Below are 26,174 nucleotides of genomic sequence, written 5' to 3'. Positions count from 1 at the left end.
CCGTCAGCGGTCGCTGGCCGGATCAATTTTCTCGCGACCGAACTGCGGGCCCGAACGGGTATTGATACCTTTGGCCATGCGGTCATAGAGGACGACGTTGACGGTCGCCGCCAGATTCATGCAGCCCTCGGTCGGGATATAGACCACGTCTTCGCACCAGTCGCGAATCTCCTGATCCAGCGAGCCATCTTCCGGGCCGAAGATATACAGCGCGCGATCAGGGTGGGTGTATTCGGGCAGCGCACGCGCGCCGTCGACCAGTTCGACAGCCACCGGAATGCAACCCAGCGGCAGAATGCTTTTGAGGTCTTCGATGCCGATCAGCGGGATGTCCTGATGGATTTTCTTGGTGTCGGTGATGAAGTCCCGCGCGCGTTCATAGCGTTTACCGGTATAGAACACCGACGCCACGCCGTAACAGCCGGCCGCACGCATGACGGAGCCGACGTTTTCCGGGGACTTGGGGTTGTAAAGACCGATGCAGGCGTACCGTTTGTTGGCCACGGGGAGGGTGCTCTGAAGAAAACCGGGGATTATACGGCAGCCTCAGAGCAATGCCATTGACTGTGTTCAGAACCACATGCGCACGCCGACCACCAGTCGCGCGTCCTGGGTGTCTTCGTCGTCCTCGCGCGCGTAATCGGCGGTCTTGCCGTAGGAGCGGTCCCAGCTCACGCCGACATAAGGTGCGAATTGCGGGGTGATTTCGTAGCGCAGCCTGAGGCCGAACTCGCTGGTCGACAGGCCCGAACCATTGCCGCGTTGCGGGTCGTTCTTGCCGTAGAAGTTCAGCTCCGCGGTGGGCTGCAGCACCAGATTGCTGGTCAGCTGGAGGTCGTAGTCGGCTTCCAGGCGAGCGGCGGTCTGTCCGGCTTCACCGATGAACGCGGTGGCCTCGATATCCAGATCCGAAATGGCTTGGCCCTGCAGGCCGAAGGCGGCCCAGGTTTGCGGTGCGCCCGGCTTGAAATCCTGACGTGCTCCGGCGACCACGTCCCACCAAGGGCTGATCGAGTGGCCCCACAACGCCTGGATTTCCGCTTCTTCGGTCTTGCCGTTGGTTCGCTCACCTTCGGAGCGCAGCAGCAGGCGGTCGATATCACCGCCAATCCAGCCGGACAGGTCCCAGGCCAGCGCGCTGCCGTCATTGGCGTCCTGCCATTCCAGCTTGTCGGCCAGAAAGTAACTGTTGATGGCGCTGTCATGGACCTGATGGCCCGCGTGGCTGGTGTACACTGCAGCCCGGTCCGCATCAGTGATCGGCGGGATCGGGGTTCGGCTCTGGGCGGGCGCAGCCGGTGTCGATGGCGTGTCCTCGCTGTCGCCGGAATCCATAGGCATCGCATGGCTGCCGTGGTCCATGCCTTCCATTCCGGCGGCCATGCTCGAGGTCCACGGCATGGCGGTCAGCCCGGCGGCCAGCAACAGCATCGGCAGGCAGGGCGAATTCAGCGTTCTGTTCAACATCAGGGTCCTCATTCTTCCACCCGCACTTCGCGGAACATGCCCATTTCCATGTGGTACAGCATGTGACAGTGATAAGCCCAGCGGCCCAACGCATCGGCGGTCACGCGGTAGCTGCGGCGTGACCCCGGTGGCATGTCGATGGTGTGTTTGCGCACCATGAACCGGCCGTTTTCATCTTCGAGGTCGCTCCACATGCCATGCAGATGGATGGGGTGGGTCATCATCGTGTCGTTGACCAGCACGACACGCACCCGCTCACCGTATTTGAGCATCAACGGTTTGGCGTCCGAGAACTTCACACCGTCGAATGACCAGGCGTATTTTTCCATGTGCCCGGTCAGGTGCAGCTCGATCGTGCGGCTGGGCTCACGGCCGTCCGGGTCTTCGAAGGTGCTGCGCAGGTCAGCGTAGGTCAGGACTCTGCGGCCATTGCCCCGGAGGCCGATGCCCGGATCATCGAGCTTTGGCGAGGTGCTCATGGCTTGCATGTCGACCAGCGGGTTGTTGTTTTCGCTTTCGGGGTGCGATTGCGGGGTCGACGTTTTCCTGGCCGGCATCTGCGCGTGTTCCATTGCGGGCATCGCGTCGTGGCCCATCTTGCTGTGGTCCATGCCTGACATGTCGTGCGTTGCCGGGGCTGCGGCGTGGTTCATGCTGCCATGCTCCATGCCCGCCATACCCATATCATCCATGCTCAACAGCGGGCGTGGATCGAGCGGCGGCACGACAGCCTGCAGGCCGGGCCTGCTGGCCAGGGTGCCACGGGCATAACCGGTGCGGTCCATGGACTGGGCGAACAGGGTATAGGCACCTTCCGCCGGCTCGACAATCACGTCGAAGGTTTCCGCCACTGCAATGCGCAACTCATCGACGGTCACCGGCTTGACGTGCAAGCCGTCGCTGGCCACCACGGTCATCTTCAGGCCCGGAATGCGCACGTCGAAGTACGTCATTGCCGAGCCGTTGATCAGCCGCAGTCGGATCCGTTCGCCAGGCTTGAACAGCCCGGTCCAGTTCATGTTCGGCGCCTGACCGTTCATCAGGTAGGTGTAGGTCGCACCGCTGACATCCGCCAGATCGGTCGGGTCCATCCTCATCTTCGCCCACATCCAGCGATCCCTGGTGGTCTCGCTCCAGCCTTTTTCACCCACGTCGTTAATGAAGTCGCCGACGGTGCGCTGGTTATTGTTGTAGTAATCGGACTGTTTCTTGAGCGTTTTCATCAGTTGGACCGGCTCTTCGTCGGTCCAGTCGCTGAGCATGATCACGTGTTCGCGGTCGTATTCGAACGGCTCTGGCTCTTTCGCGTCGATCACCAGCGGCCCGTAGACCCCCGACTGTTCCTGGAAGCCGGAGTGGCTGTGATACCAGTAAGTGCCGTGCTGCCTGACCTTGAAGCGGTAGACATACAGGCCATCCGGCGCGATGCCGTCAAAGCTCAACCCCGGCACGCCGTCCATGTTGGCCGGCAGGATGATGCCGTGCCAGTGGATGGATGTGGCTTCGTCGAGCCGGTTCTTGACCCTCAGGGTCACGGTGTCGCCTTCGCGCCAGCGCAGCAGCGGGCCGGGAATGCCGCCGTTGATGGTCTGCGCGGTCTTGGCATTGCCGGTGATGTTGACCTGGGTTTCGCCGATATACAGATCGAACTCGGTGCCGGACAACCCGTTTGGCTGACCCGGATTGGTCACCGCCCACGCCGGGCTGCGCCACAGCCCGAGGCCGCCGAGCAGGCCGCTGGCGGCCAGCCCTTTCACAAAGGTTCGTCTTGAGGTTCGGGTGGGCATGACAAAGTATCCGGTCGGTCGGGTGGCCGCAGGCCAGGGGAAGTGCGAGTAGGGCGGGGGAGCGTGGCTGGTCGGTGGTGCCGAGGTCACTCGTCCTTTTTCATCAGCCCGGCCAGTGCAGCGAACGGGTTGTGAGTGGCCTTGGCGGTTTTCGGACTGCCCAGAGAGCCATCGGCGAAGTACTGCTGATCGGTGTAGCGCGAGTGCTCGTTATCGTGGCAATACAGGCACAGCAGCTCCCAGTTGGAGCCGTCCTGCGGGTTGTTGTCATGGTTGTGGTCGCGGTGGTGTACGGTCAGTTCGCTGAGGCGTTTGCCTGCGAACTCGCGCGCGCAGCGGCCGCAAACATGCGGGTACATGCGCAGCGCCTTGTCGCGGTAGCCCATCTCGCGGTCGCGCTGGGCGTCGGCCAGGATGCGGTCCAGCTTGGCAGTATGGGAAGGGGGATTGGCCGTGCTCATGGTGTCACCTGTGCGTGTGCGCATTGAAAGCGGAATGTCGGCAAGTTTAGCGCCAGATGGGCAAACTCACACCTGCTGGGAGAGTAATTGACCATCGACCATTCGCAGGCGCTTGGACAACGAGATGGCCAGGGCGCGAATGATCTTGGCAGCGATTTTCGGCGCGTCCTCGAGCATCTTGTCCAGTGAATCACGGCCCAGGTTCAATAGCTGGCAACTGGTGGCTGCAACACAACTGGCCGAGCGGCGCTCGCCATCCAGCACCGCCATTTCCCCAAAGGCGCGTCCGCGCCGCAGAACGGCGATTTCCACCTGTTGACCGTCTGCAGCAAGCTTCTGCACAGACACGGTGCCCTGATGGATGATGCACATGAAGGTTCCGGCATCGCCCTCGGCGAAAATAGTCTCGCCCTTATCGATATCGGTAATGCTGAAATAGCCGGCTACGGTAAAGAAATCGCCCGGCAGCAGCGTGTCGAACAGGCCGCAATCCAGCAGCATGTCGCGTATGGCGTTGTTCAGGTTGGACAGTGGTTCTGACATGAGAGGTCTGGTAATCCTGACAAAGGGGCAACTCCGCTGCCCCCCATCCTAGTAAGACAGGTGTTTCACACCAAGTTCATTCAGCGATCTGCAATACCTTGAAGATAAACGCGTACTCCAGCGCCACGTCACGCAAGCCCTGATAGCGACCGCTCATGCCACCGTGTCCGGCACCCAGTTCGGTCTTGAGCAGCAGCGGATTGTCGTCGGTCTTGGTGGCGCGCAATTTCGCGACCCATTTGGCGGCTTCCCAGTACTGCACGCGGCTGTCGTTGTAACCGGCGATGACCAGCATGGCCGGGTAGGCCTGGGCCGTGACGTTTTCGTAGGGCGCGTAGGCCTTGATGCGCGCGTAGACCTCGGGCTCCTGCGGGTTGCCCCATTCGTCGTATTCGGTGACGGTCAGCGGCAGGTCCGGGTCGAGCATGGTGTTCAGCACATCGACGAACGGCACTTCGGCAATCGCTGCCTTGAACAGCTCGGGCCGCTGGTTGAGCACCGCACCGATCAGCAGGCCGCCGGCGCTGCCACCGCTGATCACCAGTTGTTCAGCGCTGGTCAGACCTTGGGCGACAAGGTGTTCGGCGCAGGCAATGAAATCGCCGAAGGTGTTCTGTTTGTGTTCCTGCTTGCCGTTGCGATACCAGGCCTCGCCCAGCTCGCCGCCGCCGCGCACATGGGCAATGGCGAACGCCACGCCACGGTCGAGCAGGCTCAGACGTGCGTGGGAAAACCACGGGTCGAGGCTCTCGCCATAGGCGCCGTAGCCGTACAGATACAGCGGGGTGGCCTGTCCGGCCAGTTCGCGCTTGACCACCAGGCTGATCGGCACCTGGGTGCCATCGCTGGCCGTGGCCCACAAACGCTGGCTGACGTAGGCATCGGCGTCGAAGGTGCCCAGTACCGGGGTTTCCTTGAGCACCACCTGCTCGCCGCTGGCCAGGGTCAGTTGACGGACCTGGGCTGGCCGGTTCAGCGACTGGTAGCGCAGGCGGATTTTGTCGCTGTCGAATTCCAGCGTGTCCTGCACATACAGGCTGTAGGCGGCGTCAGGTAGCTGCACGCGATAGGTCGGCAGCGCCTGCGGACGTACTTCGATGATCGGCAGGCCGCCCTCGCGCAGGCTCAGGCTGATGCCTTTGGCGTTGAGGCTGACGCCTTCGAGCATGACCTTGTCGTCGTGCGCGACCAGCGTCTGCCAGTCCTCGCGCACCGGTACGCCACTGGCGTGTTGCGCTGCGTGATACAGCGCGAAGTTGATGCCGCTCTGATTGCTGCGGATGAACCAGGTCCAGACGCCATCGAGCAGCCCGTGGTCCGGGTAGTATTCGTGACCTTCGCTGCGCGGTGCGAGGCAGGTGAAAGCCTGCTGCGGATGATCGGCGTCCAGCACCCAGGCTTCGCTGGTGGTTTTGCTGTTGAGCAGGATGATCAGTTGGCGCTCTGAGCTGCTGCGGAAGCAGTGCAGGAAGAAGCGGCCGTCCGGCTCATCGAACACCTGCTCGGCCGATGCCGTGCCCAGGGTATGGCGATGCAGCTTGCTTGGGCGATGGGTGTCGTCCAGCTCGCCGAAAAACAGGGTCTGGCTGTCGTTGGCCCAGGTCATGCTGCCGTCGCAGTTTTCGAAGGGCAGGCTGCTGATCTGGCCGGTGCTCAGTTCCTTGACGTAAAGCTGGTACACCTCGTCGCCACTGGTGTCCAGGCTGTAGGCCAGACGCTGGTGGTCAGGGCTGATGCTGAACGCGCCCAGCGAGAAAAAGCCGCCATCGGCCATCTCGTTAGGGTCGAGCAACAATTCCTCGGCGCTTTCATCCACCGTGTTGCTGTCGTCGGCCGGGCGCGGGCAGCGGTAGTGACGGGCGTATTCATCGCCTTGTGTGGTGCGGGTGTAATAAAGGTACGGGCCCCAGGGGGAGGGCAGCGACAGGTCGGTTTCGAGGATGCGGCCCTTGATTTCCTCGAACAGGCTTTCGCGCAACCCGGTCTGCTCTGCCAGTTGCTGCTCCTGCCAGGCGTTTTCGGCCTTGAGGTAGTCGAGCACTTCGTCGGTGTCGCGGTTCTGCAGCCAGGCATAAGGGTCGGGACCGTCGGCCTTGCGAGCGATCGGGGCGCTGGAGGTTGCATTCGAGAAGGACATGCTGGGCTCTCTGTTAAGGCATCAATCAGGAAAATATCGGTACACGCTGAACCGAATACTGAAGCGAGGCAAGCCGCGTCAGGCAAAAGCCGTTATCATAAGCGCCTCTTTACCTGGCTTACCACGGACGTCATGACCGAAAACGACTATCTGATCGCCTGGAGCGTCTACGCCTTCGCCGCGTTGGGTTGCCTGCTGGTATGGTTTCTGATGACCCGCTGGATGTGGCGGTATCTCAAGGAGCCGTTGCTGGTGGCGGTCGCGGTGCTGCTGTTTACGCCGACCATGGTCGACCCTGCCAAGGACGCGATGGCGCCAGCCGTGGCGATCACCGCGCTCGACCTGATGTTCAAGGTCGGCAGCAATATCTGGACAGCCGTGTCGGACCTGGCCATGTATGGCATGTTCGCCTTCGCCGCGTACCTGCTGTTCGTGTTTATCCGCTGGCCGATCGAACGCAGCCGCAAGGCCCGCCAGCCCAAGCCTGCCGCTCAGCCTGTCGAAACAGACCCTGCTGACGAACCTTTCGCCGAAGACGATCACTACGCTCGCAAGAACGCTGCGCCTCTTGCGCCGACCAGGGCTGCGCGGGTCGAGCCGCGGCTGTAGCTCCCGCTTCGTTGGCAAGCGCCGCTACCTGCGGCGCATGACCTGCTGCAAAACGTCTTGAAGCGAGAACCTGAGCATGTGTGAACTACTGGGCATGAGCGCCAATGTCCCGACCGACATAGTCTTCAGCTTTACCGGGCTGATGCAGCGGGGCGGCCGCACCGGTCCGCATCGCGATGGCTGGGGTATTGCTTTTTACGAGGGCCGTGGCCTGCGTCTGTTTCAGGACCCGGCAGCCAGCAGTGAATCGGAAGTCGCACAGCTGGTGCAGCGTTATCCCATCAAGAGCGAAGTCGTGATTGGCCATATTCGTCAGGCCAACGTCGGCAAGGTCTGCCTGTCCAATACCCACCCTTTCGTACGTGAGCTCTGGGGCCGTAATTGGTGCTTTGCCCATAATGGTCAGCTGGCGGATTTCACCCCGGGCGTTACCTTTTATCGGCCGGTGGGCGATACCGACAGCGAAGCGGCATTCTGCGACCTGCTCAATCGCGTCCGCGAAGCCTTTCCCGAGCCCGTCGACGTCGAGGAGTTGCTGCCCACGTTGATCCAGGCGTGTGCCGAATATCGCAGCAAAGGCGTGTTCAATTGCCTGTTGAGCGACGGTGACTGGCTGTTTTGCTTTTGCAGTACCAAACTGGTTCAGATCACCCGCCGTGCCCCATTCGGTCCGGCGAGGTTGAAAGATGTCGACGTGATTGTCGATTTTCAGGCTGAAACCACACCGCATGACGTGGTCACGGTCATCGCGACCGAACCCTTGACCGAGAACGAAAACTGGAACCGCTATGAGCCGGGCCAGTGGAGCCTGTGGCGCAAGGGCGAGAGCGTAGCGCAAGGTTCGGTCGACACCGCGACCGAGACGGCCAGGTCGTAAGACACCATCACATCGGCTTAATGGATAAAAAAGAAGAGGGATATTAATGCTGCGAAGTTATTTGCGATTGGTCCTGTTCACCATGGGCCTGCTGTTCGGGGTACAGATTCCCGGCTTCATCAGTGATTACAGCAAGCGTGTCGAAGCGCATCTGATCGAGGCGCAGCAAGCCGTGAAGGGCTATACCGCCACCGCACAGCAGTTCTTCAAGGGCGATATCCAGGCGCTGATCCAGCACTATCGCAGCAGTGAAGACCCGGTTTTTCGCAGTGATGCGGACACCATCGACACCCTGATGAACCGCACGCACATCCTTGAGCGTCAGTGGCTCGGGCTTCAGGGGCCTTGGTATTCCAAAGCCATCTTCGTGGCTACCTCTTCCGATCCGGATATCCGTCGCGAGACCTTCAATGGTTATACGTGGCAAGTTCTACTGGCCCCGGAAGTGATTGCCTGGGGCATCATCAGCGCATTGCTGCTGGCGCTGGTGATCGAAAGCTTCGTGCTGTTGCTTGGCTGGGTGGTCCACGGCGGACGACGCAAGCCTCAGCTCGAACGCGACTGGAATTGACTCTGGGTCGGGGCGTAGCGAAACATCGGTGGGCAGTTCATATGACTGCCCGTGTTTCATTACGTAGATAGGCGAGTACTGTTTCAGGTGCGTTCCACATCAGCACGTCGATGATTGAAAGGTTTTCGACGAAATTCATAGGTCCCGTGGAATAACTGAATGAAGCGGGCGCGAGAAACCTCAGTTCTATGCCTCTTTCCTGCCACTCGCCGGGTATGAAGATTTCGCGTCCACCTGTGGCGTTGATGTACTGACGCGCTTTCAGCACGGTGCTTATTTCCAGCGCCCATTGGCCCGCATGTTCAATGGGCGGCAGATCAAGGTTCATCGCTGCACAGCTTTCCCAGTTAAAGCTCATGCCTAAATACTCGCAGACCACTTTCAGCGCGCGTGTATTGAGTTCACACAGGTGGGTGGCAGGTGTGCCGAATGTCTGCTCGACCACCTGCAAGGTTTCCCGGAAGTACGGTGCCTGGCTTCGATAGTGTTCAAGCTGATGCTTGATTCGTCGGTGGGCACAGGCAAGGTCGATGATGGTCGCGTCCTTGATCAGTGCGCCCTCGCTGACACAGACCGGAACATTGATGTATTGCCAGTCGCCTTTGCTGCCCAGTACCCGATTGCGGTTCATCCAGCTTTTGCGTTTGTATTTGACGATGTCAAAGACCAGCCCGCGCTGGACCGCCGCAATGAGCTGGAAGTAACCGATGTAGGGGAAAAAGTAAGGCTGCATGATCCCGAGCGTTTCGTTCATAAGTAACCCGCGACGTCGCGACGGCTGCTCAGGCAAAACGATGGAGTAACTGCAAAACGACCTACTCAATCAGCACTTTTCCGTCTGATTGGTTGTGTGGAACTGTCAGCGTAGTTCGGGTGTTCAAAATGATCATGCTGCTGGTCGGGTGGTACCGGCCGGTCGATGACCGGCTTGTACAGCATTGGCAGCAGCCTTATTTCATTTCGCCAGGTAGCGCATGCCTTCTTCCAGACCGTTCAAGGTCAGCGGATACATCTGCCCCTCGATCAAGTCACGCACGATATGCGTCGAGGTGGTGTAATCCCAGGCATCTTTCGGGTAGGGATTGATCCAGATGATTTTCTTGAATTTGCCCATGAAGCGCTGCATCCATACATAGCCTGCTTCTTCATTCCAGTGTTCGACGCTGCCGCCGGGCTGGGTGATTTCATAGGGCGCCATCGAGGCGTCGCCGATGAAAATCACTTTGTAGTCCTCGCCATACTTGTGCAGCAGGTCCTGGGTGGCGGTCCGCTCCGAGCTTCTGCGCTGGTTGTTCTTCCACACCGATTCATAGATGAAGTTATGGAAGTAGAAATACTCCATATGCTTGAACTCGGTCTTGCACGCGGAGAACAGCTCTTCACAGACCTTGATGTGCGAATCCATCGAGCCGCCGATGTCGAACAACAGCAGTAACTTGATGGTGTTGCGCCGCTCCGGACGCATCTGAATGTTCAGCAGGCCCGCATCGCGTGCGGTGTGATCGATGGTGCTGTCGATGTCCAGTTCATCCGCGGCACCCTGACGAGCGAACTTGCGCAGGCGACGCAGGGCCACCTTGATATTGCGCGTCCCCAGCTCAACCTGATCATCCAGATTCTTGTACTCGCGCTGGTCCCAGACTTTGACGGCCTTGCCTTTGCGCTCGCCTGCATCGCCGACGCGGATGCCCTCCGGGTTATAGCCACCCGAACCGAACGGGCTGGTGCCTCCGGTGCCGATCCATTTGTTGCCACCGGCATGGCGTTCCTTCTGTTCTTCCAGGCGTTTCTTGAACTCCTCGATCAGTTTGTCGAGGCCGCCCAGCGACTGGATCTGCGCGCGTTCCTCGTCCGTCAGCGAACGCTCGAACTCTTTGCGCAGCCAGTCTTCCGGGATCAGCGCCTGCAAATGCTCATCGAGGTTTTCCAGGCCGTTGAAATATGCGCCGAAGGCCCGGTCGAACTTGTCGAAATGGCGCTCGTCCTTGACCAGAATCGTGCGCGCCAGGAAGTAGAACTCATCGATGTCGGCGAAGACGACCCGCTGTTTCAGCGCATTGATCAGGTCCAGCAGTTCACGCAGAGACACCGGCACTTTGGCCGCGCGCATTTCGTTGAACAGGTTGAGCAGCATGGCTGTTGCCCTTTTACATGGCAGGTTGGATAGACACGATCAGCGATTGCCGCGACGGCTCATGAACGCCAGACGTTCCAGTAAGTGGACGTCCTGCTCGTTCTTGACCAGCGCGCCGGCCAGTGGCGGAATCGCCTTGGTCGGGTCGCGTTCGCGCAGCACGGCTTCACCGATGTTGTCGGCCATCAGCAGCTTCAGCCAGTCGACCAGCTCGGAAGTGGAGGGCTTCTTCTTCAGCCCAGGCACTTTGCGCACGTCGAAGAATACGTCCAGCGCTTCGCTCACCAGGTCTTTCTTGATGTCCGGGTAATGCACATCGACGATGCGTTGCAGCGTGGCCCGATCCGGAAAGGCGATGTAGTGAAAGAAGCAGCGACGCAGAAAGGCATCCGGCAGCTCTTTCTCGTTATTGGAGGTAATGATGATGATCGGTCGCTTTTTGGCCTTGATGGTTTCATCGATCTCGTAAACGTAGAACTCCATCTTGTCGAGTTCCTGCAACAGGTCGTTGGGGAACTCGATATCGGCCTTGTCGATTTCGTCGATCAGCAGAATCACACGCTCCTCGGACTCGAAGGCTTCCCAGAGCTTGCCCTTTTTCAGGTAGTTGCGTACGTCGTGGACCTTGTCGACGCCCAGTTGCGAGTCGCGCAGACGACTCACCGCATCGTACTCGTACAGACCCTGATGGGCCTTGGTCGTGGACTTGATATGCCAGGTAATCAGTTTCGCGCCGAAGGACTCGGCCAGTTGCTCGGCGAGCATGGTCTTGCCGGTGCCGGGCTCGCCCTTGACCAGCAGTGGACGTTCCAGCGTGATGGCCGCGTTGACCGCCAGCTTGAGATCGTCGGTGGCAACGTAGGCCGGCGTACCTTCGAACTTCATTGATCCATCCTTTTCGCGTGGGCGCGCGTAACCGGTCGGCACGCACGCCGTAAGAGGGGCAAGCAATGCCCTGACTATAACGTGGCGGCCCGATGGCTGTGAACGAAGACGCCTCATTCAGTTATTGAATGGCGCGTCACGCTGTGACCGGGTCTAAATTGTAACGCTGCTTCTGGTATGGCTAATTTGGCGATACCATGCGTGCCATGTCGACCAAATACAGATTCAGGGATAAATACAGGATTCAGCTGAGAGAAAAAAAGACCACCTGCCGCCGCATGTTCACCTGACCGGTGGAGGGCTGGACGTGCTGATTTGCCTTGAGCTTGTAGAGCCCATGCGCGGAACCGCACCGGCTGTTGTGTTAAGGGAAGCTCTTGAATGGATACGAACTCACCGCAACGAACTGATGGAGGAATGGAAACGATGGCATCCATGAAACGCCCACGGCTCAAGGAGGTTCAGGCCCAGTCTGGTTATCGACTGGCCCTGACGTTCATCGACGATCAGCAATTCGTGCTCGACATGAGCGCGGATGTGCAGACTTTTCCTGGGTTACGGCCTTTGATCGCTGCCGATGTCTTTGCCCAGGCCCAGGTGGGCGATGATGGCTGGACGGTTGAATGGCCGGAGCCGGATATCCAGATCGGTGCCGATACCTTGTACCTTGACGCTCAGGCTCAAGCGGCCACCGATGAAAACACGCGTATTTTCATCGGGTGGCGGGCCCGCACGGGTTTGCCACTGGCTCAGGCCGCACAAGCATTGGGGGTCAGCCCGCGCAGCATCACCCGCTACAGCAACTCCCGCGAGCCTACACCACGCACCCTGGCGCTGGCTTGCCTTGGCTGGGATGCATTGCAGCAACAGGCACAGGCCGCCGAAGAGCGGGGCGTCTACGGCACAGACAAAAAAACACGCTAGGAACCCTTGCTGCTCTCATAGCGCGCATTGAATGCCTGCACGAACGCATTGCGCAGGATCTGCAGAAACGCCTGGAAGCCGCTGATGTCCTGCTGATGGACACTGCCGCTGAGGTCGACGCGTGTGGCGAACTGGTTTTCCCGCTGGTTTTTCAATACGGTTTCGCTGGTGCCGACCAGCGCTTCCCAGATCGATCGGAAAACACCCTTGTCCTTGTTTTCCACATCCTGATGCCAGTTGAATACGTCCACGTTGCGCAGCAGCGGTTTTATATAGCCCTTGAGCTGGCCTTTATCGGCCTGCGCTTCAATTACCACGTCGCCATCGCCAGCGTTGAAATCGAACTTGCCGTAGGCCGACGAGAAATCGTTGAGTTTCTTGAGCTGGATGCCGGTGGCGCGCAGTTTGAAGTCGAAGTCTTCAAAGTTGCTGAACGGGTCGAATCTGGCTGAGCTTTCCAGATCGGCGTGGCCCAGCAGACGCGCCTTGCCCTTGAACTCGGCGTCGCGATTGCCTTCCACGTCGACCACGTTGGTCAGGTTGTAGATGCTGGCATTGACCTGATCCGCCTCGATTTTTACCTTGGGCGTGGAGTTGAAGTTATTGAACGTGATGCGCCCGTCGTCGATGCGCAACTCGTTGAGGGTGATAGGCAGCAGCTTGTTCATCTGGGTACGCCAGTCGGTGCCCTGACCGGTCTGCGAGTCCTGCTTGCTGCCGCCGTCCACGAAGTTGATCTGCGGGCCGGTGAACAGGGCTTTTGCGACCACTGCATGGTCATACCAGAGTGAATGCCAGCTGACTGCCAGTTCGATCATCGGTGCATCGAAGAAGGGCACCGGGACCTTGCCGTCGGTCTTGACGATCTTCAGCCCCTTGATCCGGTACGCGCCTCGCCACAGTGCCAGGTCCACATCGGTGATCTCTCCTCGATAGTCACCCATGTCGGCCAGTTTGTCGTTCAGATAGTCACGCACCAGGTAGGGCAGGGCGATATTGACAGCGACCAGCAGGACTATCAGAGCGGCCAGGGTCCATAGCGGCCAGCTGTAGCGACGTTTCATGACATGAGTCTCCTGTTTCAATGATGGATTGACTGCTCGCGCCGTCATCCGTTCGGTCAGACTGGACGCCCCACAGTTGGCGGCATAGGCTTTGGGTCTTTAACCGATGTGCACAAGGACACCCTCATGAGCCGTATCTACGCTGATAACGCCCATTCCATCGGTAATACGCCGCTGGTGCAGATCAATCGTATCGCGCCACGCGGTGTCACCATTCTGGCCAAGATCGAAGGGCGTAATCCGGGTTATTCCGTCAAATGCCGTATCGGCGCCAACATGATCTGGGACGCCGAAAGCAGCGGCAAGCTCAAGCCGGGGATGACCATCGTCGAGCCAACCTCGGGCAACACCGGCATCGGTCTGGCCTTCGTTGCCGCTGCCCGTGGCTACAAACTGATGCTCACCATGCCTGCTTCCATGAGCATAGAACGTCGCAAGGTACTCAAGGCACTGGGCGCAGAACTGGTGCTGACCGAAGCGGCCAAGGGGATGAAAGGCGCTATTGCCAAGGCCGAAGAACTGCTGGCAGGCGACCCCGAGCACTATTTCATGCCGGCGCAATTCGAGAACCCGGCCAACCCGGCCATCCATGAAAAAACCACTGGCCCGGAAATCTGGGCAGACACCGACGGTGCCATCGACGTCCTGGTGGCAGGCGTAGGAACTGGCGGGACTATCACCGGTATCTCCCGGTATATCAAGCACACCGAAGGCAAACCGATCCTGTCGGTCGCGGTCGAGCCGGACGGTTCGCCGATCATCACCCAGGCGATGGCCGGTGAAACGATCACCCCCAGCCCGCACAAGATTCAGGGCATCGGCGCCGGCTTCATCCCGAAAAACCTCGACCTGTCGATTGTCGACCGGGTAGAGCGTGTCACCGATGAAGAGTCCAAGGCCATGGCGCGGCGTCTGATGCAGGAGGAGGGCATTCTGTGCGGTATTTCCTGCGGCGCGGCAATGGCGGCGGCCGTCCGTCTGGCTGAAAAGCCGGAGATGCAAGGCAAGACGATCGTGGTGGTGCTGCCGGACTCCGGCGAACGTTACCTGTCGAGCATGCTGTTCAGCGATCTGTTTACCGATCAGGAGCTTTCCCAGTAACACATCTTCGCAAGTGCGCACTTCATGCGGGCAACGCAAGGGTTTATGATGGCCAGCTTACGACTCGCCGGACAATGAGCGCTGTCCGCCCGGCGCTCCAGTCATTATTCAGAATCATGCATCAGCACTGCCCGCGTGACGTTTGGCGTTATCTGTCCGCTTCAAGGAGAGCTTCATGACCCTTTCATTTGTTGCCAAGGCATCGATCCTGATGCTGTTTCTGGGCAGCACGCTGTACGTTCATTTGCGCGGTCGTGCCCGATTGCCTCTGTTGCGGCAGTTCGTCAACCATTCGGCATTGTTCGCACCGTACAACGCACTGATGTACCTGTTTTCCCGCGTGCCGTCCGAGCCGTATCTGGACCGCAGCAAATTCCCTGAACTGGACGTCCTCAAGGACAACTGGGAAACCATTCGCGACGAAGCCATGCACCTGTTCGACGAAGGCTATATTCGTGCGGCGGAGAAGAACAACGACGCCGGTTTTGGCTCGTTCTTCAAGAAGGGCTGGAAGCGCTTTTACCTGAAGTGGTACGACAAGGCCTTGCCGTCTGCCGAGGCGCTGTGCCCGAAAACCGTCGAACTGGTCAACAGCATTCCCAACGTCAAGGGCGCGATGTTCGCGCTGTTGCCGGGTGGCAGTCACCTCAATCCGCACCGCGATCCGTTTGCCGGCTCGCTGCGTTATCACCTGGGCCTGTCCACGCCCAACTCCGATGACTGCCGGATCTTCGTCGATGGCAAGGAGTACGCCTGGCGTGACGGTCAGGACGTCATGTTCGATGAGACTTACGTTCACTGGGTCAAGAACGAGACCGACCAGACCCGGGTGATTCTGTTCTGTGACATCGAGCGTCCACTGACCAACCGCTTCATGACCCGTATCAACCGCAGCGTCAGCGCGTTTTTGGGCCGCGCCACCGCCCCGCAGAATCTCGACGACGAGCGCGTCGGCGGAATCAACCAGGCGTATGCGTTCAGCAAGCGTTTCAGTGATGGCTTCAGTGGCAAGGTCAAGCAGTTCAAGCGCGCCAACCCCAAGGCTTATCGCATATTGCGCCCTGTTCTGGCAGTGGCGGTACTGACGCTGCTGGGCTACTGGTTGTTTGGTTAAGCGACAGTGTTTCCGGTTTTCCCCTGATCCGGTTGTTCGTCGCCTCTGCGAACAACCGGCATTCCGTTACCCGTCCAGACTCACATGCCGGCTCAACAGTGCGCGAAGCGCTGCAGGCTTGACCGGCTTGGGCAGGTAATCGAGCCCTGCCGCGTGCACCTGAGCGATCAACTCCGCACGCCCATCGGCACTGATAAGCACGCCCGGCACCGGTTGACCCAGTCGGGTACGCAGCCAGGCCATGAGTTCAGTACCGGTTTCGCCTTCATCAAGATGGTAATCCACCAGGGCAATCTGCGGCCGAACGCCATTGTTCAGCAGCGCTTCGCATTCCTGGCGATTGCGCGCGGTCCAGACCTGACAGCCCCAGCGTGACAGCAGACTGTGCATACCGATCAGGATGCTGTCTTCGTTGTCGACACACAGCACCTGCGTACCGTTCAGTGCGGGGCGGCTGACCTCAGGCAGTGTCGCGGGGACTGCCGCCTGGGGCGCGGCCAGCGGCACCCGTACGCTGAACACGCTGCCTTTGCCGGTCCAGGAGCGCACCTGCAAAGGATGCTCGAGAATGCGGCACAAACCATCGGCAATCGCCAGCCCCAGACCCAGCCCCTTGGCCGCGTGAGTCTTGTGGCTGTCGAGGCGTTTGAATTCTTCGAAGATCACCTTGCGCTTGTCTTCGGGAATGCCCGGACCGCGGTCCCAGACTTCCAGGCTCAGGCTGTCACCGTAGCGCCTGACACCCAGCAGAATAGGGCCTTTGGCATAGCGGAAAGCGTTGGTCAAAAAGTTCTGCAGCACCCGGCGCAACAGCTTGATATCGCTGTCGACGCGCAGTGAACTGCCCCTCACACGAAAACTCAGACCCTGCTCCTGGGCCAGCGCCTTGAATTCGGCACCCAGGGTGTCAAACAGCGCGCTGAGCGGGAACGGCTGACGATCCGGGGTGATCTTGCCGTTTTCGATGCGGGAAATGTCCAGCAGGTCGCTGATCAGGTCTTCGGCTGAGCGCAGCGAGCTGTCCAGGTGCCGAACCAGTTGCTGGGCGTCGCTGGAAATCCCTTCCTGCTGATGTGACAGCGCAGCGGAGAACAGCCGTGCAGCGTTCAAAGGCTGCATCAGGTCATGACTCACCGCGGCCAGGAAACGGGTTTTCGATTCGTTGGCGGCTTCAGCGGTGCCCTTGGCTTCGGTCAGCGCCTGGTTGAGCTGGGACAATTCGTGGGTACGTGCGGCTACCCGCTGCTCAAGGCTTTCATTGACGCCTTTGAGGGCGTGTTCGGCAGCGCGGAACTCGGTGATGTCGGTGAAACTCATGACGAAGCCGCCGCCCGGCATCGGGTTGCCAATCAGCTCGATCACCTGCCCATTGGGAAACAACCGCTCCGAGGTGTGAGCGCGGCCCTGGCGCATCCAGTGCAGACGCCGCGCAACGTGAACCTCTGCCTCGCCCGGCCCGCAGAGTCCGCGCTCGGCGTTGTAACGGATAATGTCGGCAATCGGCCGGCCAACGCCGATCAGGCCTTCGGGATAATTGAACAGCTCAAGGTAGCGACGATTCCAGGCCACCAGCCGCAAGGACTGGTCGACCACGCTGATGCCCTGGGTAATGTTTTCGATGGCCCCCTGCAGCAGCGCACGGTTGAACTGCAGGACTTCGGAGGCTTCGTCGGCGATGCGTACGACGTCTTCCAGCTGCATGTCGCGACCTTCGATAGCAGCCTTGACCACCGCGCGGGTCGAAGAGGTGCCGAGCACGCCGGCCAGCAGTCGCTCGGTATGCGCGATCCATTCACCGTCGGCATTCAGGCTGGGGTTGAAACCCTTGCCCTGTCGTTGGGCGAAGCGGATGAAACTCTGCCGCGCGCGGTCCTCACCGACGAAGCGTGCCGACAGGCTGAGCAGGTCCTCGATCTGTACCGCAAGCAGCGGGCGGCTGAAGTCGCGTCCCTGGGTTTCCTGGCCGATGAAACGACCCGCCTGCCAGTGCTCGGCCACTCGCGTGCGCGACAGCATCGACACCCAGGCGAACAACGTGCAGTTGCCGGCCATCGACAGCACCACGCCCTGGGTCATCGGCGAGATAGGCAGGTCGAACGGGTTGCTGTGCAGCCAGGAGAGCAGTGGGAAAGTACTCAAAGACCAGCCCATGCCATGCGCCGCCACCGGCAGCACGAGGGTGTAGAACCAAATGAAGATACCGGCCGCCAGGCCTGCAAATACACCACGCCGATTGGCCTGCTTCCAGTACAGCGCACCGAACATCGCGGGAGCCAGCTGGGTGATCGCGGCAAAGGCGATCTGGCCGATGGTCGCCAGACTGGCCGTCGACCCGAGCATCCGGTAGCTGACGTAGGCCAGCAGGAGAATCATCACAATGCTGATGCGCCTGACAGAAAGCATCCAGTGGCGGAACGCTTCGAACGGCCGCTCGGTGTTTTTGCGTCTTAACAGCCATGGCAGCAGCATATCGTTGGAAATCATCGTCGACAGCGCCACGCAGGCGACGATCACCATGCCGGTTGCCGCCGATGCTCCGCCGATGAAGGCCAGCAGCGCGAGTGACGGGTGAGCGTGCGCCAGCGGCAGGCTGATCACGAACGAGTCGGGCAGCATGGAGCCGGGCAGGAGCATTTGTCCGGCCAGTGCAATCGGCACCACGAACAGCGCAGCCAGCGCCAGATAGGCCGGGAACACCCATTTGGCGAGATTCAGGTCCTGAGGCTCGATGTTCTCGACCACCGTCACGTGGAACTGGCGGGGCAGGCAGACAATCGCCATCATCGCCACGCCGGTCTGCACGAACATCGACGGCCAGTTGATCGTGTCTTTCCAGTATTCCTCGAGGCGTGGCGCCAGTTTGGCCTGATTGAACAGGTCGTCGAATCCGTCATACAGGCCGAACGTGACGAATACGCCGACCGCCATGAACGCAAACAGCTTGACCAGCGCCTCGAAAGCAATGGCCAGCACCATGCCGCGATGGTGTTCGGTGACATCCAGATTGCGTGCGCCGAAGACGATGGTGAACAGCGCGAGAATCAGCGACACCACCAGCGCGGTGTCCTGCGCGCGGGTGCCGGTGGAGTCAGCCACGGCACCGATCAGGATATTCACCCCCAGCACGATGCCTTTGAGCTGCAACGCGATGTACGGCAGCATGCCGATCAGGCAGATCAGCGCCACCATCACCGCCAGGGACTGGGACTTGCCATATCGAGCCGCGATGAAGTCGGCAATTGAAGTGATATTTTCCTGCTTGCTGATCAGCACCATTTTTTGCAGTACCCAGGGCGCCAGTACCATCAGCACGATGGGCCCCAGATAAATCGGCAGAAACGACCACAACTGCTCGGCGGCCTGACCCACTGCGCCGAAAAACGTCCAGCTGGTGCAGTACACCGCCAGCGACAGGCTGTAGACCCAGGCACGCATGGTCGGGCGCAGCGACGCGCTGTAGCGGTCGCCGTAGAAGGCGATGGCGAACATGATGGCCATATAGGTAAGAGCAACGGCCGCAATCAGCCCGCTGGACAGCGACATATCAAATTCCACACCGTATCGATAACGCGCAGTCTCGCACGATGGCCGCGCTTCGTCTTTGTCGACCAAGGTCGAGCGTGGCGCGGTGTCGCAGCTGCCCCGACAAAGCCCGAAGTGATAAAAATAGCGACACAGGTTTTGTAAAAGAAAATGTCCTATCGACATTCGGCGGCGTTACGTCTTCAATGTGCCTCGGATTGGCCGCTGCGTCAGTTCTCCCCAGCCTCTCAGGACCACGGACGATGAGCCAACAGTCACAATTCAGCCTGCTCGGGAAACGCCGTTTCCTGCCGTTTTTCATCACGCAGTCCCTCGGGGCATTCAATGACAACATCTTCAAGCAGTCATTGATCCTTGCCATCCTTTACAAGCTGAGCATCGACGGGGATCGCTCGATCTACGTCAACCTGTGCGCCTTGCTGTTCATCCTGCCGTTCTTTCTGTTCTCGGCGCTGGCCGGGCAGTTCGGTGAGAAGTACCCCAAGGACAAGTTGATCCGGATCATCAAGTTCGGCGAGATCGTCATCATGGTGGTCGGCGCCGCAGGCTTTCTGTTCAATCATCTGGAGTTGATGCTGGCCGCGCTGTTCGCCATGGGTACGCACTCGGCGCTGTTCGGGCCGGTCAAATATTCGATCCTGCCCCAGCACCTGCGCGAGAGCGAGTTGGTCGGCGGCAACGCGCTGGTCGAGATGGGCACCTTTCTGGCGATTCTGGCCGGCACCATCAGCGCGGGTGTGATGATGTCTTCTTCGCACTATGCCTGGGTGGTGGCGGCTGCCATCGTGCTGGTCGCCTGCCTGGGGTTCCTGGCCAGCTTCGGTATCCCGCGCGCCGATGCTGCCTCGCCGGAGATGAAGCTCAACTGGAACATCTTTACCCAGTCATGGGCCACCTTGCGCATGGGGCTTGGGCAGACGCCCGCGGTTTCGCGCTCGATTGTCGGTAACTCGTGGTTCTGGTTCGTGGGCGCTATCTACCTGACGCAGATCCCGGCCTATGCCAAGGAATGGATGTACGGCGATGAAACGGTCGTTACGCTGATTCTGGCCGTATTCTCGATTGGCATCGCGCTGGGCTCGTTGCTCTGCGAGCGCTTGTCCGGGCATAAGGTCGAGATCGGGCTGGTGCCGTTCGGCTCGATGGGCCTGACGATTTTTGGCCTGCTGCTGTGGTGGCATTCGGGCGGTTTCCCGCAGAACGTGCAGGCCAACGACTGGCTGGCGGTGCTGTCCTCAGGGCAGGGCTGGCTGGTGCTGTTCGATATTCTGGGTATCGGCGTATTCGGTGGCTTTTACATCGTGCCGCTGTACGCCTTGATCCAGTCGCGCACGCCGCTGAAAGAGCGCTCGCGCGTCATCGCCGCCAACAACATTCTCAACGCGCTGTTCATGGTGGTCTCGGCGATTGTCTCGATCCTGCTGCTGAGCGTTGCCAAACTGTCGATTCCGCAGCTGTTTCTGGCCGTGTCGGTGATGAACATCGCGGTCAACATCTACATCTTCAAGATCGTCCCCGAGTTCACCATGCGCTTCATGATCTGGCTGCTTGGCCATTCCATGTACCGCGTCGAACACCGCAATCTGGACCGCATCCCGGACGAAGGCGCGGCGCTGCTGGTCTGCAACCATGTGTCCTTTGTTGATGCGTTGCTGATTGCCGGTGCTGTGAGGCGCCCGATCCGCTTTGTCATGTACTACAAGATCTACCAGCTGCCCGTGCTCAACTTCATCTTTCGCACAGCCGGGACCATCCCCATTGCCGGGCGTAACGAAGACATGGACATCTACGAAAAGTCGTTCAAGCGCATCGCCCAGTACCTCGCGGAAGGCGAACTGGTGTGCATCTTCCCGGAAGGCAAACTGACCACCGACGGCGAAATCAACGGCTTCAAGAACGGCATGAGCCGCATCATCCAGGAAACCCCGGTACCGGTCATTCCACTGGCACTGCAAGGCCTGTGGGGCAGCTTCTTCAGCCGCGACCCGAGCAAGACCCTGTTTCGCCGCCTCTGGTCTCGCGTCGTACTGGTTGCCGGTTCGCCCATTGCCGCTGACGTGGCAACCCCCGTGGACGTGCGCGAAGAAGTCAAAGCGCTGAGAGGGAAAGTGCAGTAGCGCCGGCGCTCCGTACGACTGACGTGCCAATCACTCCGCATTGGCACGATATTCATCAGTTCCCGAGCCGTGCATTTAGCCAAATTGCTCTGAAGCGCTTTTCAACCACGATGGCACAGACGACGCAGAGTGCGACGTTAGTGACGGCTGAGTCCTGGCGCTGATCCGGGGGTAGCCTGGCAGGACGCCAGGCTAGCCGCACCGTGCCATGGATGGCGCGTTGCGGCGACCCCCGGATCAGTGACAGGGCGAAGGAACCCGACGAAGTCGGGCCGGAAACAGGAGCGGGGACTTTGCTCACTTTGGTCCCTCAAAGTGAGTCGCCGAGGGGCGAAAAGGTGACCTGAGCCGAACCCCGATTCACCTGACATCAAAGAACCGCCGTGTGACGCGGAACGTCACGAACTGCATTCCCACGCTGGAGCGTGGGAACGATAGTCAACTGGCATCAACGGACGTCTTCTCTTCCTCCGGCATCTTCCTGAAATACGTCGACAGCAACGCCCCGGAAATATTGTGCCAGACACTGAACAGCGCGCTCGGCACCGCCGCCAGCGGCGAGAAATGCGCACTGGCCAGCGCAGCGCCCAGCCCCGAGTTCTGCATACCGACCTCCAGCGCCAGCGACTTGCGTTGCGCCAATGGCAGCTTGAAAACCTTGCCAGTGAAATAACCCAACAGAAAACCGAACGTGTTATGAAGAATCACCACCGCCATGATCAGCAGGCCGGATTCAGCGATTTTCGCCTGACTGGCGGCGACCACCGCACAGACGATCATCACAATACTGACCACCGACACCAGCGGCAGCACGTCTACCGCATAGCTGACCCGCGCGCCTAACAGACGCTGGGCAACCACACCCAACACAATCGGCAGCATGACCAGTTGCAGGATTGACCAGAACATATCGAGGAAAGACACCGGCAGCCACGCCGAAGCGAGGAACCAGATCAAGGCCGGGGTCAGCAGCGGGGCGAGCAGCGTAGTGACCGCAGCGATCGCCACCGCCAGCGCCAGATCACCCTTTGCCAGCCAGGCCATGACGTTGGATGAAGTGCCGCTCGGACAGCAGCCGACCAGAATCACGCCCACGGCAATCTCCGGCGGCAGTTGAAACACCTGGCACAGCAACCAGGCCACACCGGGCATGATCACGAAGTGCGCAATCACACCCAGAGCCACTCGCCACGGGTTGCGTGCGACTTCGGAAAAATCGTCGAGTTTCAGGGTCAGGCCCATGCCGAACATGACCAGGCCGAGTAGCGGCACGATCCAGCTCTTGAGGCCAATGAATGCCTGCGGAAAAAGGAACGCCAGAATGGCGAACAACAACACCCAGTAGGCAAACGTGTTGCCGACAAAACGACTCAAGGCTGCCAACGCACGCATGGCCTGTTCCTTCTTGTTGAATAACCGGGATGAAATGAATGCGCCGTCTGACGAGACGGCGCGGTGTTTCGAGCGGCAGTGCTGCGAGAGCGTGTATCAGATGCCCTGCGGAATCTCTTCGCCGCCCAATGCCTCGAACAGCTCCGGCAGGAACTCGCCGAAGGTCAGCATCATCAGCGTGAAGCTGGCGTCCAGCTGCCCCAACGCTTCGTCACCACCGTCCTGTTCGGCCTGATCCTGCAGCAGGTCCTCGAACTTCAGACGCTTGACCACCAGTTTATCGTCCAGCACGAACGACAATTTGTCCTGCCAGGCCAGCGACAGCTGGGTCACGACCTTGCCTGTGCTCAGGTGCAGCTGGATTTCGTCGCCGGTCAGGTCCTGACGCTTGCAGCGCACGATGCCGCCGTCTTCATGGGTGTCGCGCAGCTCGCACTCGTCCAGCACGAAGAAGTTGTCGGCTGCTTTCTGGGTCTTGACCCAGTCGGTCATGGTCGCACTCGGTGAAACCTTGACCGTCAGCGGACGTACCGGCAGCGAACCGATGACTTCGCGCAGGGTGGACAACAGGTCCTCGGCGCGTTTCGGGCTGGAGGCATTGACCAGGATCAGGCCCTGTTTCGGCGCGATGGCGGCGAAGGTGGCGGAACGGCGGATAAAGGCGCGCGGCAGGAAGGCCTGGATGATTTCATCCTTGAGCTGATCGCGTTCCTTCTTGTAGACCTTGCGCATCTGCTCGGCTTCGATCTCGTCGACCTTTTCCTTGAGCGCGTCACGCACGACGCTGCCCGGCAGAATGCGTTCTTCCTTGCGTGCGGCGATCAGCATGAAGTCCTGACTGATGTGTACCAATGGAGCGTCTTCGCCCTTGCCGAAAGGAGCGACGAAACCATAGGTGGCTACCTCCTGGCTGGCGCAGGCGCGCGCCGGCTTGGTCGCCAGTGCTGTCTCCAGCGCTTCGGCATCAAAAGGCACGTCCTGGGTCAGGCGATAGACAAGCAGGTTTTTGAACCACATGAGGTGAATCTCTCTTTCTATACAAAGGCGGGCATTATTCGCTCCTCAGCCGCTGGGGCCAACCCTGTACAGAGCGTTTGTAAGCCTTTGGAAGGATTATAAAAATTATTTAAAAAAGTGCTTGCCAGAGTACAGGTCGCTCCGTAGAATGCGCGCCACACCGAGAGTGAAGGGTGATTAGCTCAGCTGGGAGAGCAGCTGCCTTACAAGCAGCGGGTCGGCGGTTCGATCCCGTCATCACCCACCAAACTCGCTTTTAGTGTTACGCGCAGCGGTAGTTCAGTCGGTTAGAATACCGGCCTGTCACGCCGGGGGTCGCGGGTTCGAGTCCCGTCCGCTGCGCCATATTCCGCTTCAAGGCCCTTGAACTCCTTGAAGCAAACAGAAAGCCCGCCCAGTGCGGGCTTTTTGCTTTCCGTCGTTTGGAAATTCCAACCCCCTCATGCAATGCCCCCGCGGCAGTTCTATTGAAGTTCTGTAAGAATTATTCTTCGCGAATGTAAGTAATTTCCTTAAATATTGAAGTTAAAACCAGGCTTGTTAGTTAGCCTCGGTGAACGCTTGATTTATCCTCTTTGCTGGTATTAGCTGAATGGGTTGATCGGGTATCCAGACATCAGCAATGCTCTTGATTACCCAGAATAATTAATCCAAGCCGACCGCCGAATCGAGGCGGTCTGATACTGTAGTGAGTTAAGGGATAACTATGAAAAATCGTTTTAAACTGCTTGCAGGCACCACAGCCTTGATCCTCTCTGCGGGCGCGCTGGCCACGCCAGCACTGCACACCGCGACCATCGACCAGCACGGCAATGTCGTTGCTCAGTCGTCTCCCTGGATCAAGTCTGTAAGTTACAGCAGTCAGAAAGACTACTTCGCGACTTATAAAGTGCTCTTCAATGAAGGCCATTTTAAAAAGGCGCCTGGCTTCTGTTCGGTCTCTTCCATTGATACCAGTGATCATGAACGGCTGTTCTACGGGCACGCCAAGTTGGGCGGAGCCGCTACAGCAGAAGAGGTCAATGTGTTGGGCCTTATGGTCGGTAAACGAGGTGCCTCGGGCGATTCCTCGATGAGTTTTCAGTTGGCTTGCAGTAATTGATTCAATGAACCCCGCCTGGCGCGGGGTTTTTTACGGCGGTCCGATCTGGCAGCGCACCGTCCGGCTTTCCATCCAGCGCATTTGCGCAGATCATTCCTCCACCTCCCAACAAGAAAGGACGTGTCATGAGCCTGCCTCTTCACGGCATCAAGGTGGTGGAGCTGGGTCAGCTCATTGCCGGGCCGTTCGCGGCGAAGATCCTCGCCGAGTTCGGTGCCGAGGTCATCAAGGTTGAGCCGCCGCTGACCGGGGATCCCCTGCGCAAATGGCGTTTGCTGCATAACGGCACATCGGTCTGGTGGGCGGTGCAGTCCCGCAACAAACAGTCGGTGACCCTCGATCTGCGCCAGCCTCAGGCGCAGGAAATGGCTCGGCGGCTGATCCGGGATGCCGATGTACTGGTCGAGAACTTCCGCCCCGGCACACTTGAAGGCTGGGGGTTGAGCTGGGAAGCACTGCACGCCCTCAATCCAAAACTGATCATGCTGCGTGTCTCTGGCTACGGGCAGACCGGCCCGTATCGCGACCGGCCGGGTTTTGGTGTGATCGGCGAGGCGATGGGCGGTTTGCGTCATCTGTCCGGTGAGGCAGGGCGCACGCCGGTGCGTGTCGGCGTATCGATTGGTGATTCGCTGTCTGCGCTACACGGTGTGATCGGCGTTCTGCTGGCGCTTCGTCACCGCGAGCAGAATGGCGGCGAGGGGCAGCAGATAGATGTCGCGTTGTACGAGTCAGTGTTCAACATGATGGAAAGCCTGATTCCCGAGTACTCGGTATTCGATACTGTCCGCGAGCCGGCTGGCAGCAGCCTGCCAGGCATCGCTCCGAGCAATGCCTATCGTTGCAATGACGGCAAGTACGCGTTGATCGCGGGCAATGGCGACAGTATCTTCCGGCGCCTGATGGAAAAGATCGGCCGTATGGACCTGGCCAGCGACCCCGAGCTTGAGCATAACGACGGGCGGGTCAGGCACGTGGCGCGTATCGATGCGGCCATTTCGACCTGGACCGCCGAACGCTCGATGGACGAAGTCCTTGCAGCGCTCAACGAAGCACGTATCCCGGCTGGCAAGATCTACGACGCTGCCGACATCGCCAGTGACCCGCATTATCAGGCGCGGGACATGCTGTTGCAGGGCACGCTGGATGACGGAACACCCGTCACCCTTCCGGGGATTGTGCCTAAACTTCAAGACACGCCGGGTCAGGTAAGATCGTCTGCGCCGACACTCGGTCAACACACCGATGCCGTGCTTGAAGCACATGGCATCGACGCTGCTACACGTGCCGAGTGGCGTCGGCTTGGCATTATCTGATCCGAAACGTGGC

Annotated in this window: 22 protein-coding genes, 2 tRNA genes and 1 pseudogene; 12 read left to right on the top strand and 13 right to left on the bottom strand. The window is 59.6% G+C overall.

Features of this window, described 5'->3' with window-relative positions; genetic code table 11:
* Positions 1–3: 3 nt before the first annotated feature.
* The 6 genes from LIX91_RS03410 to LIX91_RS03385 all read right to left on the bottom strand — a co-directional run bounded on the left by LIX91_RS03410 (position 4) and on the right by LIX91_RS03385 (position 6,395).
* Complete coding sequence (locus LIX91_RS03410; protein WP_003317406.1) at positions 4–504, bottom strand: RNA methyltransferase; 501 nt, start codon at positions 502–504, stop codon at positions 4–6.
* Positions 505–570: 66 nt separating this feature from the next.
* The gene (locus LIX91_RS03405) at positions 571–1,467 is read right to left on the bottom strand and encodes a copper resistance protein B (RefSeq protein ID WP_226487981.1); all 897 of its coding nucleotides are present in this window, start codon (positions 1,465–1,467) and stop codon (positions 571–573) included.
* Positions 1,468–1,475: 8 nt separating this feature from the next.
* Positions 1,476–3,254 carry a copper resistance system multicopper oxidase gene (locus tag LIX91_RS03400; protein ID WP_226487980.1) on the bottom strand — a complete coding sequence of 593 codons (1,779 nt, stop codon included), beginning with the start codon at positions 3,252–3,254 and terminating at the stop codon, positions 1,476–1,478.
* Between the two features lie 86 nt (positions 3,255–3,340).
* Complete coding sequence (locus LIX91_RS03395; RefSeq protein ID WP_003317410.1) at positions 3,341–3,715, bottom strand: YajD family HNH nuclease; 375 nt, start codon at positions 3,713–3,715, stop codon at positions 3,341–3,343.
* 66 nt (positions 3,716–3,781) lie between these two features.
* Complete coding sequence (locus LIX91_RS03390) at positions 3,782–4,258, bottom strand: cyclic nucleotide-binding domain-containing protein (RefSeq protein ID WP_003317411.1); 477 nt, start codon at positions 4,256–4,258, stop codon at positions 3,782–3,784.
* Between the two features lie 76 nt (positions 4,259–4,334).
* On the bottom strand, positions 4,335–6,395 hold the full coding sequence (locus tag LIX91_RS03385; RefSeq protein WP_226487979.1) for a S9 family peptidase: 2,061 nt from the start codon (positions 6,393–6,395) through the stop codon (positions 4,335–4,337).
* Between the two features lie 132 nt (positions 6,396–6,527).
* On the opposite strand from LIX91_RS03385, the gene LIX91_RS03380 reads away from it, so the two are divergent.
* The 3 genes from LIX91_RS03380 (at position 6,528) to LIX91_RS03370 (ending at position 8,452) form a co-directional block, all read left to right on the top strand.
* Positions 6,528–7,004, top strand: a complete 477-nt coding sequence (locus LIX91_RS03380) for an MFS transporter (protein ID WP_226487978.1) — start codon at positions 6,528–6,530, stop codon at positions 7,002–7,004.
* Between the two features lie 76 nt (positions 7,005–7,080).
* Positions 7,081–7,881, top strand: a complete 801-nt coding sequence (locus tag LIX91_RS03375; protein ID WP_226487977.1) for a class II glutamine amidotransferase — start codon at positions 7,081–7,083, stop codon at positions 7,879–7,881.
* 46 nt (positions 7,882–7,927) lie between these two features.
* Positions 7,928–8,452, top strand: coding sequence for a DUF2937 family protein (locus LIX91_RS03370; protein WP_003390926.1), 525 nt, complete (start codon positions 7,928–7,930; stop codon positions 8,450–8,452).
* 37 nt (positions 8,453–8,489) lie between these two features.
* Here LIX91_RS03370 and LIX91_RS03365 read toward each other — a convergent pair whose 3' ends face one another.
* From LIX91_RS03365 to LIX91_RS03355, 3 genes are all read right to left on the bottom strand, one after another.
* On the bottom strand, positions 8,490–9,206 hold the full coding sequence (locus LIX91_RS03365; RefSeq protein WP_226487976.1) for a WbqC family protein: 717 nt from the start codon (positions 9,204–9,206) through the stop codon (positions 8,490–8,492).
* Positions 9,207–9,407: 201 nt separating this feature from the next.
* Positions 9,408–10,586 (bottom strand): vWA domain-containing protein, encoded by a 1,179-nt coding sequence (locus LIX91_RS03360; protein ID WP_003415624.1) that lies wholly within the window; start codon positions 10,584–10,586, stop codon positions 9,408–9,410.
* Positions 10,587–10,625: 39 nt separating this feature from the next.
* Positions 10,626–11,471, bottom strand: coding sequence for an AAA family ATPase (locus tag LIX91_RS03355; protein ID WP_003407249.1), 846 nt, complete (start codon positions 11,469–11,471; stop codon positions 10,626–10,628).
* Between the two features lie 206 nt (positions 11,472–11,677).
* Here LIX91_RS03355 and LIX91_RS03350 point away from each other — a divergent pair.
* Together LIX91_RS03350 and LIX91_RS03345 are read left to right on the top strand one after the other, a co-directional pair.
* Positions 11,678–11,910 (top strand): annotated as a pseudogene (locus LIX91_RS03350) (DUF4160 domain-containing protein).
* Positions 11,907–12,395: a DUF2442 domain-containing protein gene (locus LIX91_RS03345; RefSeq protein WP_226487975.1), complete on the top strand. Its 489-nt coding sequence runs from the start codon at positions 11,907–11,909 to the stop codon at positions 12,393–12,395. The pseudogene LIX91_RS03350 and the gene LIX91_RS03345 overlap by 4 nt, the downstream one beginning before the upstream one ends.
* On the opposite strand, the gene LIX91_RS03340 is transcribed toward LIX91_RS03345, so the two are convergent.
* Complete coding sequence (locus tag LIX91_RS03340) at positions 12,392–13,459, bottom strand: DUF748 domain-containing protein (RefSeq protein ID WP_024648338.1); 1,068 nt, start codon at positions 13,457–13,459, stop codon at positions 12,392–12,394. The genes LIX91_RS03345 and LIX91_RS03340 overlap by 4 nt on opposite strands.
* A gap of 126 nt (positions 13,460–13,585) precedes the next feature.
* On the opposite strand from LIX91_RS03340, the gene cysK reads away from it, so the two are divergent.
* Entirely contained in the window at positions 13,586–14,560 is a 975-nt protein-coding gene (gene cysK / locus LIX91_RS03335; RefSeq protein ID WP_003390918.1) for a cysteine synthase A, read from the top strand.
* A gap of 175 nt (positions 14,561–14,735) precedes the next feature.
* The gene (locus LIX91_RS03330; RefSeq protein ID WP_003415630.1) at positions 14,736–15,674 is read left to right on the top strand and encodes an aspartyl/asparaginyl beta-hydroxylase domain-containing protein; all 939 of its coding nucleotides are present in this window, start codon (positions 14,736–14,738) and stop codon (positions 15,672–15,674) included.
* A gap of 66 nt (positions 15,675–15,740) precedes the next feature.
* On the opposite strand, the gene LIX91_RS03325 is transcribed toward LIX91_RS03330, so the two are convergent.
* Entirely contained in the window at positions 15,741–19,217 is a 3,477-nt protein-coding gene (locus LIX91_RS03325; protein ID WP_103696848.1) for a PAS domain-containing hybrid sensor histidine kinase/response regulator, read from the bottom strand.
* Positions 19,218–19,459: 242 nt separating this feature from the next.
* On the opposite strand from LIX91_RS03325, the gene LIX91_RS03320 reads away from it, so the two are divergent.
* Positions 19,460–21,334: an MFS transporter gene (locus tag LIX91_RS03320; protein WP_003415632.1), complete on the top strand. Its 1,875-nt coding sequence runs from the start codon at positions 19,460–19,462 to the stop codon at positions 21,332–21,334.
* A gap of 438 nt (positions 21,335–21,772) precedes the next feature.
* Here the strand turns inward: LIX91_RS03320 and LIX91_RS03315 are convergent, their stop codons facing one another.
* The gene (locus LIX91_RS03315; protein ID WP_100072130.1) at positions 21,773–22,726 is read right to left on the bottom strand and encodes a bile acid:sodium symporter family protein; all 954 of its coding nucleotides are present in this window, start codon (positions 22,724–22,726) and stop codon (positions 21,773–21,775) included.
* A gap of 96 nt (positions 22,727–22,822) precedes the next feature.
* A complete protein-coding gene (rdgC, locus tag LIX91_RS03310; RefSeq protein WP_003317427.1) occupies positions 22,823–23,743 on the bottom strand; it encodes a recombination-associated protein RdgC in 921 nt (306 codons plus the stop codon).
* Between the two features lie 171 nt (positions 23,744–23,914).
* Between rdgC and LIX91_RS03305 the strand changes: the two genes are divergently transcribed.
* From LIX91_RS03305 to LIX91_RS03290, 4 genes are all read left to right on the top strand, one after another.
* A tRNA-Val gene (locus LIX91_RS03305) sits at positions 23,915–23,990 on the top strand.
* A gap of 21 nt (positions 23,991–24,011) precedes the next feature.
* Positions 24,012–24,088, top strand: a tRNA-Asp gene (locus LIX91_RS03300).
* Between the two features lie 361 nt (positions 24,089–24,449).
* Positions 24,450–24,845, top strand: a complete 396-nt coding sequence (locus LIX91_RS03295) for a hypothetical protein (RefSeq protein WP_003415634.1) — start codon at positions 24,450–24,452, stop codon at positions 24,843–24,845.
* A gap of 125 nt (positions 24,846–24,970) precedes the next feature.
* Entirely contained in the window at positions 24,971–26,161 is a 1,191-nt protein-coding gene (locus LIX91_RS03290; protein ID WP_226487974.1) for a CaiB/BaiF CoA transferase family protein, read from the top strand.
* The last annotated feature ends 13 nt before the right edge of the window (positions 26,162–26,174 follow it).

The sequence above is a fragment of the Pseudomonas sp. B20 genome (genome assembly GCF_020515755.1).
In the GTDB taxonomy this organism is placed as follows: domain Bacteria; phylum Pseudomonadota; class Gammaproteobacteria; order Pseudomonadales; family Pseudomonadaceae; genus Aquipseudomonas; species Aquipseudomonas syringae.
The sequence above is the reverse complement of the archived record's forward strand: the minus strand, read 5'-3'. Positions and strand labels throughout refer to the sequence as shown.

Coding starts and splice junctions, on each gene's coding strand:
- LIX91_RS03315 (WP_100072130.1), bottom strand. CDS start 22,726: ATGCGTGCGTTGGCAGCCTTGAGTCGTTTTGTCGGCAACACGTTTGCC.
- LIX91_RS03355 (WP_003407249.1), bottom strand. CDS start 11,471: ATGAAGTTCGAAGGTACGCCGGCCTACGTTGCCACCGACGATCTCAAG.
- LIX91_RS03295 (WP_003415634.1), top strand. CDS start 24,450: ATGAAAAATCGTTTTAAACTGCTTGCAGGCACCACAGCCTTGATCCTC.
- cysK (WP_003390918.1), top strand. CDS start 13,586: ATGAGCCGTATCTACGCTGATAACGCCCATTCCATCGGTAATACGCCG.
- LIX91_RS03390 (WP_003317411.1), bottom strand. CDS start 4,258: ATGTCAGAACCACTGTCCAACCTGAACAACGCCATACGCGACATGCTG.
- LIX91_RS03365 (WP_226487976.1), bottom strand. CDS start 9,206: ATGAACGAAACGCTCGGGATCATGCAGCCTTACTTTTTCCCCTACATC.
- LIX91_RS03290 (WP_226487974.1), top strand. CDS start 24,971: ATGAGCCTGCCTCTTCACGGCATCAAGGTGGTGGAGCTGGGTCAGCTC.
- LIX91_RS03395 (WP_003317410.1), bottom strand. CDS start 3,715: ATGAGCACGGCCAATCCCCCTTCCCATACTGCCAAGCTGGACCGCATC.
- LIX91_RS03320 (WP_003415632.1), top strand. CDS start 19,460: ATGAGCCAACAGTCACAATTCAGCCTGCTCGGGAAACGCCGTTTCCTG.
- LIX91_RS03370 (WP_003390926.1), top strand. CDS start 7,928: ATGCTGCGAAGTTATTTGCGATTGGTCCTGTTCACCATGGGCCTGCTG.
- LIX91_RS03330 (WP_003415630.1), top strand. CDS start 14,736: ATGACCCTTTCATTTGTTGCCAAGGCATCGATCCTGATGCTGTTTCTG.
- LIX91_RS03385 (WP_226487979.1), bottom strand. CDS start 6,395: ATGTCCTTCTCGAATGCAACCTCCAGCGCCCCGATCGCTCGCAAGGCC.
- LIX91_RS03360 (WP_003415624.1), bottom strand. CDS start 10,586: ATGCTGCTCAACCTGTTCAACGAAATGCGCGCGGCCAAAGTGCCGGTG.
- LIX91_RS03325 (WP_103696848.1), bottom strand. CDS start 19,217: ATGTCGCTGTCCAGCGGGCTGATTGCGGCCGTTGCTCTTACCTATATG.
- LIX91_RS03340 (WP_024648338.1), bottom strand. CDS start 13,459: ATGAAACGTCGCTACAGCTGGCCGCTATGGACCCTGGCCGCTCTGATA.
- LIX91_RS03375 (WP_226487977.1), top strand. CDS start 7,081: ATGTGTGAACTACTGGGCATGAGCGCCAATGTCCCGACCGACATAGTC.
- LIX91_RS03380 (WP_226487978.1), top strand. CDS start 6,528: ATGACCGAAAACGACTATCTGATCGCCTGGAGCGTCTACGCCTTCGCC.
- LIX91_RS03405 (WP_226487981.1), bottom strand. CDS start 1,467: ATGTTGAACAGAACGCTGAATTCGCCCTGCCTGCCGATGCTGTTGCTG.
- LIX91_RS03345 (WP_226487975.1), top strand. CDS start 11,907: ATGAAACGCCCACGGCTCAAGGAGGTTCAGGCCCAGTCTGGTTATCGA.
- rdgC (WP_003317427.1), bottom strand. CDS start 23,743: ATGTGGTTCAAAAACCTGCTTGTCTATCGCCTGACCCAGGACGTGCCT.
- LIX91_RS03400 (WP_226487980.1), bottom strand. CDS start 3,254: ATGCCCACCCGAACCTCAAGACGAACCTTTGTGAAAGGGCTGGCCGCC.